Genomic DNA, 14,710 nt, shown 5'->3' with positions numbered 1-14,710 from the left:
GAGCGCTTGGTTACCAACGCGCTAAACAGAAGCGCGCCGGGGTCACGTTGCCTCGATATTTTTTAATTTCAACAAGGGCTTAACAATAAGACCACGATCAGACCACGATCAGACCCGAGCTCAGGGCGCGGGCGACGGCATGCGTGGTGTTGAGCGCGCCGAGCTTGTGCCGCGCGGTTTCGACATAGACCCGCAGGGTATGCTCTGAGATCGACAGCTCCTGCGCGGCCTGCGCCCGGCTCATGCCCTTGGCCAGAAGCGTCATCGCACTCAGCTCCCGCGGCGAAAGCGCAGCGCGCGGCGCCGGATCGGACCATTGCTCGAATTCCAGCGCCTTCTTGTTGAAATCATGCGCAATCAGGATCAGGTCGCGCAGGTTGACCTGCTTGAACATCTCCCATTCCGCGTCCGAGCAGCTGTCATTGACGGTGAACAGCGCGAACTGGCCCTTCGGTCCGTGCAGCGGGATCGAGACGCCCTGATTGCCGAGCCCGTAGGACATCGCGTCGCGCAGGAAGGCCCGCGCCTGTTTCGAGGACCAGTCCAGCTCTTTCCAGTCGACCGGATGAAACCGGCTGTAACAGCCGAAGATCACCGGGTCGATCATCAGGTAATCGCATTCGAGATAGCGGTCGACCCATTCGGTCGAGTAGGTACCAGCGCCATAGCGTTCGCCGACGCTGTTGACCCAGTGATAGACGATGTGCAACACGCCATAGCGGTCGCGCAGATCCTCGGTGACCCGATAGAGATCCTCAAGCGTCGTTGCCCGTTGCAAACGGTCCAGGAACGATTCTAAGCCTCCTTGCATCACATGAATCTGCATCACCCCACGCCGTCATCGACGACGCTCTCTCCCCAACCTGACCTCGTGCACGACCTGCCTCGAGGGAGGAAATCTCGACTGCGGCCATAGCCTGACAGGTGAGAAGCTCCTCGGACAGTGCTGTCAGTCCGTTCTTTCTCGCGTAGTTCTTGAGGTCGCCAAGAATGTCGATCAGCCATTCGTGCTTCATGGTCGTTGTCCATTCCTAGTGGTTAATGAAACGTTAAAATAACTCTAGCATAGGACATAAAACCGAGAAATTCGCGTATTTACCCTCCCCGAAAATGGGGAGGGGGCCTGAAGCCAAGTTATTGTTTTCTGGAAAGCGGCAGACCGATTCGCATCAGGAGACGCGAGACTCGCAGAAAGCACGCAATGCGTGCTTTCTAGAATCAATCACAACCGTAGGGTTAAATCAAGCCGAGGGGCCGGCCTCCAGCACATCGGCGAAAGTCCGCAGACCGGTCCGCGGCGCCTGAACCAGAACCGACATGTTCCCGGGCTTGTGCTCGTTGCGCAGCATCTTCAGATGCGCCTGCGGGATCTCGGCCCAGGGGAAGACCTCGGACATGCAGGGATCGAGCCGGCGCTGACACATCAGCCGGTTCGCCGCGGCGGCCTGCTTGAGATGGGCGAAATGGCTGCCCTGGATGCGCTTCTGGTGCATCCAGACATAGCGCGCATCCATGGTCAGGTTGAACCCGCTGGTGCCCGCGCAGATCACCACCATGCCGCCGCGCTTGACCACGAAGGTCGAGACCGGGAAGGTCGCCTCGCCGGGATGCTCGAACACCATGTCGACATTGACGCCCTTGCCGGTGATCTCCCAGATCGCCTTGCCGAACTTGCGGACCTCGCCGAACCAGGCCTTGTATTCGGGCGTGTTGACCTTGGGCAGCTGGCCCCAGCAGTTGAAGTCCTTGCGGTTGATGACCCCCTTTGCGCCCAGATCCATGACGAAGTCGCGCTTGCTCTCGTCCGAGATCACGCCGATGGCATTGGCACCTGCGGTGTTGATGAGCTGGATCGCGAAGGAGCCGAGCCCGCCCGAAGCGCCCCAGACCAGCACGTTCTGGCCGGGCTTGAGCTCATGCGGATGGTGGCCGAACAGCATCCGGTAGGCGGTGGCCAGCGTCAGCGTGTAACAGGCCGACTCCTCCCAGGTCAGGTGCCTGGGTCGCGGCAGAAGCTGCTGGGCCTGGACCCGGGTGAACTGGGCGAAGGAGCCGTCGGGTGTCTCGTAGCCCCAGATCCGCTGGCTGGGCGAGAACATCGGATCGCCGCCATTGCATTCCTCGTCATCGCCATCGTCCTGGTTGCAGTGGATCACGACCTCGTCGCCCACCTTCCAGGTCTTCACCGCCGATCCGACGGCCCAGACGATCCCCGAGGCATCGGACCCCGCGATGTGATAGGGGGCGCCATGACCGTCGAAGGGAGAAACAGGAATGCCGAGGCCGGCCCAGATGCCGTTATAATTGACGCCGGCGGCCATCACCAGGACCAGCACCTCATGGCTGTCGATGACGGGGGTCTCGACCACCTCGGCCTGGAAGGACTTGTCGGGCTCGCCATGACGCTCGCGCCGGATCGCCCAAGCGTACATCCTGGGCGGAACATATCCCAAAGGCGGCATCTCGCCGATCTCGTAAAGCTCTTTCTCGGGCGCGTCATAGGGCGCGATCGACGGGTTGGTATCGAGTGCCATGGGGGCCTCCATGTCGGTCCTTGCTCTTCGCCGCATCGCAGAATCGAACGGCTCTTTCCGCTGAGATAGATCTGGTCGCGCAACTTTTCAACGTAATTTGCTACTGTCTTGGTAATTTTATGTCTCTTTCGATTCGGGGATGCCGCGACGCAGCGAATTGACATCGCCATATTCTTTCCCTTATCTGCTATACAACGAAATATTGTTGCAAATCGATCTGCGAGCCGAGCCATGACCGAGACGACCAAAGACCGACCCTGGCTGTTCCGCACCTATGCCGGCCATTCGACCGCCGAGGCCTCGAACGCGCTTTACCGGGCCAACCTCGCCAAGGGGCAGACCGGGCTGTCCGTGGCCTTCGATCTGCCGACCCAGACCGGCTATGACAGCGATCACGAGCTGGCCCGCGGCGAGGTCGGCAAGGTCGGCGTGCCGATCGACCATCTGGGCGACATGCGGACGCTGTTCGACCGGATCCCGCTGGAACAGATGAACACCTCGATGACCATCAACGCGCCCGCGCCCTGGCTGCTGGCGCTCTATATCGCCGTGGCCGAGGAACAGGGCGCCGATGTCTCGAAGCTGCAGGGCACGGTGCAGAACGACCTGATCAAGGAATATCTGAGCCGCGGCACCTATATCTGTCCGCCGAAGCCCAGCCTTCGCATGATCACCGATGTCGCGGCCTATACCCGCGAGCATCTGCCGAAATGGAACCCGATGAACGTCTGTTCCTATCACCTGCAGGAAGCGGGCGCGACACCCGAGCAGGAGCTGTCCTATGCGCTGGCGACCGCGACTGCGGTGCTCGACGATCTGCGCGGGAAGGTGGCGCCCGAGGACTTCCCGGGCATGGTGGGGCGGATCTCCTTCTTCGTGAATGCGGGCATCCGCTTCGTCACCGAGATGTGCAAGATGCGCGCCTTCGTCGAGCTCTGGGACGAGATCTGCCAGGAACGCTACGGCGTCGAGGACCCCAAGCACAGGCGTTTCCGCTACGGGGTGCAGGTCAACAGCCTCGGCCTGACCGAGCAGCAGCCCGAGAACAACGTCTACCGCATCCTGATCGAGATGCTGGCGGTGACGCTGTCGAAATCTGCCCGCGCCCGCGCCGTGCAGCTTCCGGCCTGGAACGAGGCGCTGGGCCTGCCGCGCCCCTTCGACCAGCAATGGTCGATCCGGATGCAGCAGATCCTGGCCTACGAGACCGACCTTCTGGAATACGAGGACCTGTTCGAGGGCAACCCGGCCGTCTCTGCCAAGGTCGAGGAGCTGAAGCGGAACGCCCGGGCCGAGCTCGCCCAGATCGACGCGATGGGCGGCGCGGTGGCCGCGATCGAGCATATGAAATCGCGCCTCGTCGAAAGCAATTCCGACCGCATCGGCCGGGTCGAGACCGGCGCCACGGTGGTTGTCGGCGTGAATGCCTGGACCGAGGGCGAGCCCTCGCCGCTGACCTCGGGCGAGGATGCGATCATGGTGGTCGACCCGGATGTCGAGGCCGACCAGATCGCCCGGCTGACCGCCTGGCGCGAGAACCGCGACAGCGCGGCGGTCGAGGCCGCTCTGGCCGCGCTGCGCGAGGCGGCCGCGACGGGGGCGAACATCATGCCGCCCTCGATCGCAGCTGCCAAGGCCGGCGCCACGACCGGCGAATGGGGCGACGTGCTGCGCGCGGTCTTCGGCCAGTACCGGGGCCCGACCGGCGTCGCGAAGAACCCCTCGAACCGGACCGAAGGGCTCGACGAGGTCCGCGCCGAGGTCGACGCGCTGGCCGCACGGCTCGGACGGCGGCCGAAGTTTCTGGTCGGCAAGCCCGGGCTCGACGGCCATTCGAACGGCGCCGAGCAGATCGCGGCCCGCGCCCGCGATTGCGGCATGGACATCTCCTATGAGGGCATCCGCCTCACGCCCTCGGAAATCGTGGAGGCGGCCAGGGCCGAAGGCGTTGACGTCGTCGGGCTGTCGATCCTGTCGGGCAGCCATATCCCGCTGATGGAGAGCCTGATGCGGCTGATGAAGGAGCACGAGCTGACCCATATTCCGGTGGTGGTGGGCGGCATCATCCCCGAGGAGGATGCAAGGCGGCTGCGCGCGATGGGCGTGGCCAAGGTCTACACGCCCAAGGATTTCGAGCTGAACCGGATCATGTTCGACGTGGTCGGCCTGATCTCGCCCGAACGGGTGGCGGCGGAATAGCCAGCGGCTATAACGGGGCTCTCAGCGGTTGAGGAGACCCCCATGAGCCTTCATATCGGCGCGAAGACCGGCGAGATCGCCGAGACCGTCCTGCTGCCCGGCGACCCGCTGCGCGCGGAATGGGCGGCCCGGACCTTCCTGACCGACCCGGTCTGCGTCAACCGGGTGCGCGGCATGCTGGGCTTCACCGGGCTCTGGCGCGGCCATCGGGTGACGATCCATGGCAGCGGTATGGGGATGCCCTCTATGTCGATCTATGCCAACGAGCTGATCCGCGAACATGGCGCGAAGACGCTGATCCGGATCGGATCGGCCGGCGCGATGCAGGACCATGTCGAGCTGCGCGACATCGTTCTGGCGATGACAAGCTCGACGCTGTCGACGCCCTCGCGCGGCACCTTCCGCGAGCTGAATTTCGCGCCTTGCGCCGATTTCGGGCTTCTGGCGGCGGCGTACGGGGCGGCGCAGGCGAAGGGCGCCCGGCCCCATGTCGGCGGGATCTATTCGGCCGATGTCTTCTATGACGAACGCCCCGATCTCAATGCCGAGCTGACCCGGCATGGCGTTCTGGCGGTCGAGATGGAGGCGGCCGAGCTGTATATCCTGGCCGCGCGGCACGGGGCGCGGGCGCTGACGGTGCTGACGGTGTCGGACCATCTGCTGAGCGGGGCGACGCTTTCGGCCGAGGACCGGGAAACAGGCTTTGGCGAGATGGTCGAGATCGCGCTGGAAGCGGCGTTTACCTGACCATGTTTCCCAGAGCCGGAGGCAGCGCCTCGGGCTGGCGTTGCGGTTTGGGTATTTTCACCAGGAAGAAGATCAGAGCCCGTGCGAGCGGTCGTAGGGCGCGGGTTCGGGCGGCGTCCAACCGTCGAGCGCGCCCGGAGCGGGGGCGAAGATCTCGACGCCCAGCGGATGGCAGCGCGCATGCTCCGTCGAATTGCCGCTGCAATCGCCCCAGGGGCAGGCACTGAGCGCGCAGAGAAGGTCGATCTCGGCGAAAAGATCAAGGTGGTCGCCCGGCCGGACAGGGCTTGCCTTGGTGAAATAGCGCTGGCTGTCGCGGGTGAAGCCCGTGCACATGAAGACGTTCAGCACGTCATGGATATGGGGCTCGGCCGCCGCCGGGCTGAGGCCGGTGTCGGCGGCGACCGCCCGGATCAGGTTCGAATGGCAGCAGCGGTGGAAGGGCGCGCCACCGAGCCGGGCATTGGTATAGGGATCGCAGCGGGTGCCGATCACGTCATGGACACCCGCGCCATCGGCATCGATGCCGTACCAGCCGAGGCTGTCGACGATCACGGTGGCCATCGGGCGCAGATGCGGAAAGCCCGACCAGAGCCGGTCGCCGGTGGTGACATGGGTGCCGTGCAGAGCGCGCGTCTTGCCGGAATAGAACCTCTCGGACAGCTCATGGGCGTTCCAGAGGTTCAGATCGCCGACCTGTGGCCCCTCGATGCAGGAGATCCGCAGCACATGGCCCGCCGGAACGCGGAAGGCCCGGGCGTCGCGCGCGGGGATCCTGAGCTGCGCAAGCGAGGTCATGCCAGCCCGGAGCCGGTCATAAAGCGCCATGGGCGGCGCGGGCAGGCTCTCGGGCGGGTAGCAAACGACCGGGGCCGCGGCCCGGCGCCGGGCGGCATCGGCGGGCTCGGATGGAGGCTCTGTCGGCATCGGGGGCTCCTTATTCAACCGGGCGGCCGAGCACCGCAATGGCGAGCCCCAGCACGGCCAGGACCGCAAAGCCCGCGGCACGGCCCCCCTGCCCCGCCCGGCGCGCGGCCAACGCCGCGATCGCGGCTTCCAGCGCATAGTAGAGCGCGAAGGCCCGCGAGGCATAGGAGATGATCGCGAAGACATCCGCCGTCCAGGTCAGCACGATACCTGCCGCGACCAGGGCCGCATAGGCCGCGCGGTTGCCGATGAGGCCCTTCGAGCGTTCGGCGACCAGCCCGCCCGCGCCGGTGGTATCGGCGACCGAGGCGCTGAACTGCGCGGCCAGTGCCGCCACCGTCAGCACCAGCGGCAAGAGTGGCGAGACCGCGGATGTCATGCCGATGATCGCGGTATCGTCGAGCGCGCCCGTGCCCGGCGCGAAGCACAGGACCAGGAGCGTGACATAGACCAGATAGATCGCGGTCGAGACATATTGCGCGCCCCGCATCGATCGGATCCTCAGATCCGCGTCATACTCGGCACCCAGATAGCGCGAGGTCTCGAAGCCCTGCACCGTCACGATCAGCCCGAAGAACAGCGTCAGCGCGGCCCAGGGCTCGACACTGGCGGACGTCAGCACCGGGCCGGTCGTGGCGGCCGTCTCGCCGAAGAAGAGCCCGAGCCCGACCAGCAGCCCGCAGATCGCCGCGAGATTGAGGCTGACCGCGTATTTCTCGAGCCCCTCGAGCGCCTTGAACCCTTTGGTGAGGCCGGTCACGAGGATCAGCAGGAAGACCGCCGTGGTCACCCCCCGCGCGGCCGGCGGCGTATCGAAAGGGGTCAGGCGGACCGCGAAGGCGCCCAGAAGGTTCAGGTAATAGGCAACCGAGATGACGTAAGAAAAGGCCAGCATCCAGCCTGCCGCCGTTTCGGTCAGGGCACCGAGACGGCCGGGCGGGCTGCCATGGGCGCCCGCGGCGATGCTGTAGCGGATCGCGCCGCCGAAGCCGAAGGCGATCAGGGCCAGAACCGCCATCGCGGCGGGGGACCAGATCCCGAGGCTCTGGTTCAGGATCGGCCCCAGCACCAGGAAGCCCGAGCCGATGATCGAGGCAAGCGGCGTCACCATCGCACGCCAGAACCGCCAGCGCCGCATCGGCGGCGACAGGATCAGGAGTAGTCCCGCCGCCGCCGTGCCGAGTATCAGGATGTCGCGCAGCACCTGGCGCGCGCGTCAGACCGCGCGCTCGACCATCATCTTCTTGATCGAGGCGATGGCCTTGGCCGGGTTCAGCCCCTTGGGGCAGGTCTTGGTGCAGTTCATGATGGTATGGCAGCGATAGAGCTTGAACGGATCTTCCAGCGCATCGAGCCGCTCGCCCGTCGCCTCGTCCCGCGAGTCGATGATCCAGCGATAGGAGTGCAGGAGCGCGGCCGGGCCGAGATACTTGTCGCCGTTCCACCAGTAGGAGGGGCAGGAGGTCGAGCAGCTGGCGCACATGATGCATTCGTACAGCCCGTCGAGCTTCTTGCGGTCCTCGATCGACTGGCGCCATTCCTTGGCAGGCGTGTTCGATTCCGTTTCCAGCCAGGGCATGACGCTGGCATGCTGGGCGTAGAAATGGGTGAGATCGGGCACCAGATCCTTGACCACCGGCATATGCGGCAGCGGGTAGATCTTCACGTCGCCCTTGATCTCGTCCATGCCGCGGGTACAGGCCAGCGTGTTGACCCCGTCGATATTCATCGCGCAGGAGCCGCAGATGCCTTCCCGGCAGGAGCGGCGGAAGGTCAGGGTCGGGTCGATCTCGTTCTTGATCTTGATCAGCGCGTCGAGAACCATCGGCCCGCAGCTGTCGAGATCGACGAAATAGGTATCGACCCGCGGGTTCTCGCCGGTATCCGGGTCCCAGCGATAGATCCGGAAGGTCCGCAGGTTCTTGGCGCCCTCGGGCTTCGGCCAGGTCTTGCCCTTGCGGATAGTCGAGTTCTTGGGGAGCGTGAGTTGGACCATCGGATCAACCTCTCTTGGCTGGGCGCGAGATCGCCCCTTCATCAGTCTGGTGCATCAGGCAGACCCTGCGGTCCCGACCTGCAAATGCGTCGATATGGGTCTCAGGCATGGCCCATCACCTCGAGTATGGAGCGCGCCCGGTTGTCGAAACCGTGACTGGACCGGACATGCGTCGCGATCTCTTTCCGGTCCTGCCGGTCATCTTCGAGGGCGGTGCCAAGAAGTTCTGCGAATGTCCCATCGCTATAGGCAAATACGGCAGGGCGCAAATCCCCAGGCAGGCCCGGCATGTCCTCGGTCAGGACCGGGCGGCCGCTTGCAAGCACGTCATAGACCCGGTTCGACACGAAGCCATGCGCCAGCATGTCAGGATGGTGATCGTTCAGCACCACCCCGGCCGATGCATAATGGCGCCCCAGCTCGGCATTCTGAATCTCCACCCCCCGCAGCGTTCCGGGCGGCAGCGCATCGTGCCAGCCACGCCCCCAGACCGACAGGCTTCGGCCTGTGGCAAGCGCGCGTTCGACCACCGCACGGGGAAAGCTCTTGCGGCGGTTCCCGACAAAAAGGATCTCGGAGGCCAGAGCCTTCTCGGCCCGATCCGGCGAGAAAAGGCCGGGATCGGTGCATTGCGGCAGGAAGGAAACCGCCCGTGCCCCGCGCCGCTCGAGCTCGGCCATGTAAAGCTCGGATGCCACGAAAATATGCTCGGCCTCGCGGATCTCGCGGTCGGTGAGGGTGTCCGGCCGCGAGATCAGCCAGATGAAGAGCGGCCGACGGCCAAGCTTCGGCCAGGCCTTGCCGCCCCGGATCACAAGGTCGATCTCGTCCTGCCACAGCCAACGCTGCGGCACCGCCCGCATCCAGAAACCGCCCGAACGCCGCTTGGCCGTCGCGATCCGAACCCCGCGCCCAGCCCGTTCCAGCGCCCGCGCCAGCGATTGCGCGAAGAACCAGTCGCCCCAGATCTTGCCGGGGCGCGGATCCGGGCAGGGCAGACAGAGGCGGATGTCTCGTGTCATGCGTCCGAAACTCCCACTGGCCTCACCTTTCGCACTCGAAGGGTCGCCCGGCACGGGGATTCTTGAACGCATATTCCTGAATTTCACGGGTCACGGCGACATGACGCTTGGCGGTAAAACCGGCATAGATGCTTTCTTCATGCGCCAGCGCGCGAAGATAACCGGCAGGTCGCGGCAGGCAGACCTGTGTGATGTCGTTCTCGAAACACCAGCGTGCCATGCGCACGTCGATGAATTTCTGCGCCGACCGGACGCTTTCGAAATCAGGGAGGTGCTCGGGCTTCGAGATCATGACGCCCGTTCCGAGTTCATCCGCAACAATCGCCTGCCGGAAGCCCGCATCGAGTTTCAGGGAATCCCGGACCTCACCGCGACGGCGGAAGAGCTCCTTGCGGTAGCGGTTCAGACCGCTCAGCGTCTTCTGACGCAACTGCGGCTTGCGGTACACCGCGCCACAATAGCCCCCGACGAGGCGCCCGGGGCCAAGGGCCCGCATCGCCGCGATACTGTCCTTCACGTAATGCTCGGGAAAGACGATGTCGTCATCCAGCAGGAACACCCATTCCGCGCCCCGGTAATCCGGAAGGAACTTGCCGGTGTCCTTGGTATCCTCGTCCGGACGGATCGCATTGACATTGCCGAAGGACAGCAACTCCGCCGGAACGGAGGCATATTCGTTCAGAACGACATTCAGCACATCAAGCTGAGGAGCAATCCGCGCCACCGTCGCCAGCATGCTGCGCTGCCGCGGCGGGTAGGTTGCCATCGTGCCGACGATCATGCCTTAACCTTCCATCCCTGAAACGATGCCCGGAAAACCGAAAGGGGCCGCGGCTACCGGCCCGGTTCCTGGCCGCCCCGACGGGCAAGGCGGCCAGTGTCGCTCAATACACCCGCGCCTTGGGCGCGATCTTCTTCATGTCGATACCGCCCTCATCGGTGGTGCTCAGCGGGTCGAGATGAACCGGCCGGTAGGCCAGTTCGACCTTGGTGCCCTCAACCTTGGCCAGCGAGTGCTTACGCCAGTTGACGTCGTCGCGGTCGGGATAGTCCTCATGGGCATGCGCCCCGCGGCTTTCCTTGCGGGCCTCGGCCGCGACCACCGTGGTCAGGGCGTTCGGCATCAGGTTGGTCAGCTCGAGCGTTTCCATCAGGTCCGAGTTCCAGATCAGCGACCGGTCGGTGACCTTGATGTCCTCGAGCTTGCCCGCGACGGCAGTCATCTTCTCGACGCCATCGGCCAGCGACTTGTCGGTGCGGAAGACGGCCGCATCGGCCTGCATCGTCTTCTGCATCTCGAGCCGCAGCTCGGCCGTAGCGACCGAACCCGTGGCATGGCGCAGCCCGTCGAACCGGCCCAGCGCCTGGTCGATCGCCGCTTTCGGAGGCGCGGGCACCGCGGTTTCGGGATCGACGATCTGGCCCGCGCGGATCGCGGCGGCGCGCCCGAAGACGACAAGGTCGATCAGCGAGTTCGACCCCAGCCGGTTCGCGCCATGGACCGACGCACAGCCCGCCTCGCCCACGGCCATCAGCCCCGGCGCCACGCGGTCGAAATCGCCCTCGACCGGGTCCAGCACCTCGCCCCAGTAGTTGGTCGGGATACCGCCCATGTTGTAATGCACCGTCGGCAGCACCGGGATCGGCTCCTTGGTGACATCGACGCCCGCGAAGATCCGGGCCGATTCCGAGATGCCCGGCAGGCGCTCGGCCAGGGTTTCGGGCGGCAGGTGGCTGAGGTTCAGGTGGATGTGGTCCTTGTTCGGCCCGACGCCCCTTCCCTCGCGGATCTCGATGGTCATGCAGCGCGAGACGACATCGCGCGAGGCCAAGTCCTTGTAGGTCGGCGCGTAGCGTTCCATGAACCGCTCGCCTTCCGAGTTGGTCAGATAGCCGCCCTCGCCCCGCGCGCCCTCGGTGATCAGGCAGCCCGCGCCGTAGATGCCGGTCGGGTGAAACTGCACGAATTCCATGTCCTGCAGCGGCAGCCCGGCCCGCGCGATCATGCCGCCGCCATCGCCGGTGCAGGTATGGGCCGAGGTCGCGCTGAAGAAGGCCCGGCCATAGCCGCCGGTCGCCAGCACCACCATCTTGGCCGAGAAGACATGCATCGTGCCGTCATCGAGCTTCCAGGCCAGGACGCCCCGGCATTGCCCGTCCTCGGACATCAGCAGGTCGATGGCGAAATACTCGATGAAGAACTCGGCCTTCTGCTTTAGGCTCTGGCCGTAAAGCGTGTGCAGGATGGCATGGCCGGTCCGGTCGGCGGCGGCACAGGTGCGCTGCACCGGCGGGCCTTCGCCGAATTCGGTGGTATGGCCGCCGAAGGGACGCTGATAGATCCGCCCCTCTTCGGTGCGCGAGAAGGGCACGCCGTAATGTTCCAGCTCGTAGACCGCCTTCGGGGCCTCGCGCGCCAGGTATTCCATCGCATCGGTATCGCCCAGCCAGTCCGACCCCTTGACGGTGTCGTACATGTGCCACTGCCAGTGGTCGGGGCCCATATTGCCGAGGCTCGCAGCGATGCCGCCCTGGGCCGCGACCGTATGCGACCGGGTCGGGAAGACCTTGGTCACGCAGGCGGTGCGCAGGCCCTGCTCGGCCATGCCCAGCGTGGCGCGAAGACCGGCGCCGCCGGCCCCCACCACAACCACGTCATATTCATGCGTCTCGTATTCGTAAGCGGCCATGTGTCCTGCTCTCCGTTGTCTCAGATCGCGATCCGCACGACCGCGTACACGCCCGCCGCCATCACCGCATAGCACAGGCAGGTTGCGCCCCACAGCAGCGCCTTGCGGGTCATGCCGTCACAGTAGTCCTCGATCAGCATCTGAACGCCGCGGCGGAAATGCAGCATGCCCGCCGTGATGGTCAGGAGCGCGACGACCGCCGGGAACGGCCGCGAGAAGGTGGCGATCACCTCGTCATGCGGGGCCCCGAGCGAGGTGCCGACAAAGAACACGAAAAGCGGCACCAGCAGCGTCAGGCCGACGCCGCTGACATTCATGGACCAGTGGTGATGCGTGCCTGCCTTGGCGGCGCCGAGCCCCTGGGCGCGCTTGCGGTCGGTGATATAGCGCATGATGCGGGCCTCCCTCAGAAGATCCAGAGGATCAGGACGGTCAGGACGGTCAGCACGCCCGAGCCGATGATGCAGGCCCAGCCGAGCTTCTCGGCGGTCTCGAGCTCGAGCCCGTAGCCGCTGTCCCAGATGATGTGCCGGATGCCCGCCAGCGTGTGATACCACAGCGCCCAGAGCGAGCCGAACATCACCAGATTGCCGAGCCAGGAGGTCAGCACCCAGTCGGCGCGGGCAAAGGCCTCGGGTCCGGCCCCGGCGGCCAGCAGCCACCACACGATCAGCACCGCGCCGAGGATCAGCGCATTGCCGGTCACGCGGGTCAGGATGGAGGTCACCGAGGTGAGCTGCGGGCGGTAGATCTGAAGGTGGGGGGAAAGCGGGCGGTTTCCCCGTTCGATGTCAGCCATGGGGTCCCTCTCGTGCTGGGGCTGTGCTGTCGGGCGATGTGATAGCGGATTTTGGGGCGGAGTCACGCTGTGAACACAGAATTGCGCAGGTTTTTCCGCTGCAAGCGCAAAAAAATGGGTTTTGTGATCACGGTCCAACAGCTCGTGATCACAGTTTCAGATCTGATCCTTGTGGTCCGAGATGCAGCGCCAGCGAAAGCGGTAGCTCCCCTTGTCCAGGCGCCGCACCAACAGCAGGCGGCAGGTATCGGCGCCGCTGTCATAGGTCAGGAACTTGCCTACCCCCACCGCGTGGTCCTGTCCGTCGAAGGACAGATTGGCAAAGCCCGTGGCGCCGCCCCGGACAGTCAGCGGGATAATGCGCCCGTCGCTGGCCTCCACGTCCCAGGTCTCGCGTACGGGCAGATCGAAGACGCCGAAGCTGACATGGGCGATGACGGCGGTTGCGTCGTCGAGCGGCCGCGCCGCCACGGCCGCCACCCGCGCCGCCTCGGTCACGATGGCCGCGCGCGCTGCGGTGTCGGTCGTATCCCCCACGATCCGGTCCATGCCATCGGCGATCCGGGCCAGTTGGGCCACGGCTTCTTCGGCGGTCCGGGGCACAGGGTCGTGAAGGAAAGCGTAAAAGCCCAAGGCCGCCAGGCCCATGGTCGCGGCGCCGCCGACAAAGGTTCCGATCGAAGCAAGCCTGTTCAACATCCACATAAAGGAAAACGAGGGCCCGAAGACCCTCGCATCCTATCACGAACCGGCCATCTTCCCTATACCGGCATCAACGCCCAGTAATCGAGGTCCAGCAGAACCTCGGGGCGGTACTTGCCGTCCTCGCCGCGCAACTGCCCCGGCACGCCGCCCGCCTTGACCGCCACCAGTCGCAGCCGGATCGCGCCGACGCCCGGTGCTGCGGTCTCGGCCTTGTCCAGCACCTCGGACCAGGCGCGCACGGTATCGCCCGCGAAACAGGGATTGGCATGGGCCCCGCCATTCAGCCCGACGATCATCTGCGCATTGGCCAGCCCGTTGAAGGACAGCGCACGGGCCAGGCTGATGACATGGCCCCCATAGATCAGGCGCCGCCCGTCCTCGCGGAAAGTGGCGTCGAAATGCACCTTGGCGGTGTTCTGCCAGAGGCGGGTGGCCTGCATGTGCTCGGCCTCCTCGACGGTCACACCGTCGACATGGTCGATCACCTCGCCGATCCCGTAATCGGCCATCCGGTGCAGCTCGCCCGCCAGGGTGAAATCGTAGCCGGTGAAATCGAGCCCCTCTGGCAGCACCAGATCGCCCGGCGCCACCACCTTGGCCAGGTCGGGCATCACGGTCTCGGGCGCGGGGGCCTCGAGGTCGCGCTTGCGCACCATCACCCAGCGCACATAGTCGAGCACCAGCTCGTCGCGCTGATCAAGCCCCCGGGTCCGGACCCAGACCACGCCTGATTTGCCGTTCGAGTTCTGCTTGAGCCCGATCACCTCGGATTCGGACCGCAGCGTGTCGCCCGGCCGGACCGGACGGTGCCAGCGCCCCTCGGCATAGCCGAGATTGGCCACCGCATTCAGCGAGATGTCGGGCACGGTCTTGCCGAAGACGGTATGGAACGCGATCAGATCGTCGAGCGGAGCCGCCCCCAGACCGCAGGCCGCCGCGAAGGCATCCGAGGAATAAAGCGCATGCCGCGCCGGATAGAGCGCGTGATAGAGCGCGCGCTCGCCCCCCGATAGGGTGCGCGGCACCGCATGCGGGATCACCTGGCCGACCGCGTAATCCTCGAAGAAGCGCCCCGGATTGGTCTTGGCCAT

At 65.3% G+C, this 14,710-nt stretch carries 15 protein-coding genes; 2 read left to right on the top strand and 13 right to left on the bottom strand.

Going from position 1 to position 14,710, the window contains the following annotated elements:
• Nucleotides 1–97: 97 nt before the first annotated feature.
• The 3 genes from B5V46_RS04555 to ccrA form a co-directional block, all read right to left on the bottom strand.
• A complete protein-coding gene (locus B5V46_RS04555) occupies nucleotides 98–811 on the bottom strand; it encodes a LuxR family transcriptional regulator (RefSeq protein WP_080617948.1) in 714 nt (237 codons plus the stop codon).
• Nucleotides 756–1,016 (bottom strand): hypothetical protein, encoded by a 261-nt coding sequence (locus B5V46_RS20170; RefSeq protein WP_196774414.1) that lies wholly within the window; start codon nucleotides 1,014–1,016, stop codon nucleotides 756–758. The genes B5V46_RS04555 and B5V46_RS20170 overlap by 56 nt, the downstream gene beginning before the upstream one ends.
• Before the next feature lie 225 nt (nucleotides 1,017–1,241).
• Nucleotides 1,242–2,534, bottom strand: a complete 1,293-nt coding sequence (ccrA, locus tag B5V46_RS04550) for a crotonyl-CoA carboxylase/reductase (protein WP_080617947.1) — start codon at nucleotides 2,532–2,534, stop codon at nucleotides 1,242–1,244.
• Nucleotides 2,535–2,765: 231 nt separating this feature from the next.
• Here ccrA and B5V46_RS04545 point away from each other — a divergent pair, with 231 nt between their 5' ends.
• Both B5V46_RS04545 and deoD read left to right on the top strand, forming a co-directional pair.
• Nucleotides 2,766–4,733, top strand: a complete 1,968-nt coding sequence (locus tag B5V46_RS04545; RefSeq protein WP_080615495.1) for a protein meaA — start codon at nucleotides 2,766–2,768, stop codon at nucleotides 4,731–4,733.
• 42 nt (nucleotides 4,734–4,775) lie between these two features.
• A complete protein-coding gene (gene deoD / locus B5V46_RS04540; RefSeq protein ID WP_080615494.1) occupies nucleotides 4,776–5,480 on the top strand; it encodes a purine-nucleoside phosphorylase in 705 nt (234 codons plus the stop codon).
• Between the two features lie 72 nt (nucleotides 5,481–5,552).
• Here deoD and B5V46_RS04535 read toward each other — a convergent pair whose 3' ends face one another.
• The 10 genes from B5V46_RS04535 to B5V46_RS04490 all read right to left on the bottom strand — a co-directional run bounded on the left by B5V46_RS04535 (nucleotide 5,553) and on the right by B5V46_RS04490 (nucleotide 14,710).
• Nucleotides 5,553–6,407, bottom strand: a complete 855-nt coding sequence (locus B5V46_RS04535) for a DUF1989 domain-containing protein (RefSeq protein WP_080615493.1) — start codon at nucleotides 6,405–6,407, stop codon at nucleotides 5,553–5,555.
• Nucleotides 6,408–6,417: 10 nt separating this feature from the next.
• Nucleotides 6,418–7,611 (bottom strand): hypothetical protein, encoded by a 1,194-nt coding sequence (locus tag B5V46_RS04530; RefSeq protein WP_080615492.1) that lies wholly within the window; start codon nucleotides 7,609–7,611, stop codon nucleotides 6,418–6,420.
• A 12-nt stretch (nucleotides 7,612–7,623) separates the two neighbouring features.
• Nucleotides 7,624–8,403 (bottom strand): succinate dehydrogenase iron-sulfur subunit, encoded by a 780-nt coding sequence (locus tag B5V46_RS04525; RefSeq protein ID WP_080615491.1) that lies wholly within the window; start codon nucleotides 8,401–8,403, stop codon nucleotides 7,624–7,626.
• 101 nt (nucleotides 8,404–8,504) lie between these two features.
• Nucleotides 8,505–9,425 carry a glycosyltransferase gene (locus B5V46_RS04520; RefSeq protein WP_196774345.1) on the bottom strand — a complete coding sequence of 307 codons (921 nt, stop codon included), beginning with the start codon at nucleotides 9,423–9,425 and terminating at the stop codon, nucleotides 8,505–8,507.
• Nucleotides 9,426–9,447: 22 nt separating this feature from the next.
• Nucleotides 9,448–10,206, bottom strand: coding sequence for a hypothetical protein (locus B5V46_RS04515; protein WP_080615489.1), 759 nt, complete (start codon nucleotides 10,204–10,206; stop codon nucleotides 9,448–9,450).
• A gap of 103 nt (nucleotides 10,207–10,309) precedes the next feature.
• Entirely contained in the window at nucleotides 10,310–12,115 is a 1,806-nt protein-coding gene (gene sdhA / locus B5V46_RS04510; RefSeq protein WP_080615488.1) for a succinate dehydrogenase flavoprotein subunit, read from the bottom strand.
• 20 nt (nucleotides 12,116–12,135) lie between these two features.
• Nucleotides 12,136–12,507, bottom strand: a complete 372-nt coding sequence (sdhD, locus tag B5V46_RS04505; protein ID WP_080615487.1) for a succinate dehydrogenase, hydrophobic membrane anchor protein — start codon at nucleotides 12,505–12,507, stop codon at nucleotides 12,136–12,138.
• 14 nt (nucleotides 12,508–12,521) lie between these two features.
• Complete coding sequence (sdhC, locus tag B5V46_RS04500) at nucleotides 12,522–12,914, bottom strand: succinate dehydrogenase, cytochrome b556 subunit (protein WP_080615486.1); 393 nt, start codon at nucleotides 12,912–12,914, stop codon at nucleotides 12,522–12,524.
• Nucleotides 12,915–13,070: 156 nt separating this feature from the next.
• On the bottom strand, nucleotides 13,071–13,613 hold the full coding sequence (locus tag B5V46_RS04495; protein WP_155773946.1) for a hypothetical protein: 543 nt from the start codon (nucleotides 13,611–13,613) through the stop codon (nucleotides 13,071–13,073).
• 62 nt (nucleotides 13,614–13,675) lie between these two features.
• Nucleotides 13,676–14,710 carry a MaoC family dehydratase gene (locus B5V46_RS04490; protein WP_080615484.1) on the bottom strand — a complete coding sequence of 345 codons (1,035 nt, stop codon included), beginning with the start codon at nucleotides 14,708–14,710 and terminating at the stop codon, nucleotides 13,676–13,678.

It is taken from the genome of Rhodovulum sp. MB263 (assembly GCF_002073975.1).
Classification (GTDB): domain Bacteria; phylum Pseudomonadota; class Alphaproteobacteria; order Rhodobacterales; family Rhodobacteraceae; genus Rhodovulum.
Note: the sequence above shows the minus strand (reverse complement) of the source record. Positions and strands in the feature narration are given on the sequence as shown.

What these genes read in the sequence shown, in the direction of transcription:
- B5V46_RS04555 (WP_080617948.1), bottom strand. Translation starts at nt 811, where the DNA reads ATGCAAGGAGGCTTAGAATCGTTCCTGGACCGTTTGCAACGGGCAACG.
- B5V46_RS20170 (WP_196774414.1), bottom strand. Translation starts at nt 1,016, where the DNA reads ATGAAGCACGAATGGCTGATCGACATTCTTGGCGACCTCAAGAACTAC.
- ccrA (WP_080617947.1), bottom strand. Translation starts at nt 2,534, where the DNA reads ATGGCACTCGATACCAACCCGTCGATCGCGCCCTATGACGCGCCCGAG.
- B5V46_RS04545 (WP_080615495.1), top strand. Translation starts at nt 2,766, where the DNA reads ATGACCGAGACGACCAAAGACCGACCCTGGCTGTTCCGCACCTATGCC.
- deoD (WP_080615494.1), top strand. Translation starts at nt 4,776, where the DNA reads ATGAGCCTTCATATCGGCGCGAAGACCGGCGAGATCGCCGAGACCGTC.
- B5V46_RS04535 (WP_080615493.1), bottom strand. Translation starts at nt 6,407, where the DNA reads ATGCCGACAGAGCCTCCATCCGAGCCCGCCGATGCCGCCCGGCGCCGG.
- B5V46_RS04525 (WP_080615491.1), bottom strand. Translation starts at nt 8,403, where the DNA reads ATGGTCCAACTCACGCTCCCCAAGAACTCGACTATCCGCAAGGGCAAG.
- B5V46_RS04520 (WP_196774345.1), bottom strand. Translation starts at nt 9,425, where the DNA reads ATGACACGAGACATCCGCCTCTGTCTGCCCTGCCCGGATCCGCGCCCC.
- B5V46_RS04515 (WP_080615489.1), bottom strand. Translation starts at nt 10,206, where the DNA reads ATGATCGTCGGCACGATGGCAACCTACCCGCCGCGGCAGCGCAGCATG.
- sdhA (WP_080615488.1), bottom strand. Translation starts at nt 12,115, where the DNA reads ATGGCCGCTTACGAATACGAGACGCATGAATATGACGTGGTTGTGGTG.
- sdhD (WP_080615487.1), bottom strand. Translation starts at nt 12,507, where the DNA reads ATGCGCTATATCACCGACCGCAAGCGCGCCCAGGGGCTCGGCGCCGCC.
- sdhC (WP_080615486.1), bottom strand. Translation starts at nt 12,914, where the DNA reads ATGGCTGACATCGAACGGGGAAACCGCCCGCTTTCCCCCCACCTTCAG.
- B5V46_RS04495 (WP_155773946.1), bottom strand. Translation starts at nt 13,613, where the DNA reads ATGTTGAACAGGCTTGCTTCGATCGGAACCTTTGTCGGCGGCGCCGCG.
- B5V46_RS04490 (WP_080615484.1), bottom strand. Translation starts at nt 14,710, where the DNA reads ATGGCCAAGACCAATCCGGGGCGCTTCTTCGAGGATTACGCGGTCGGC.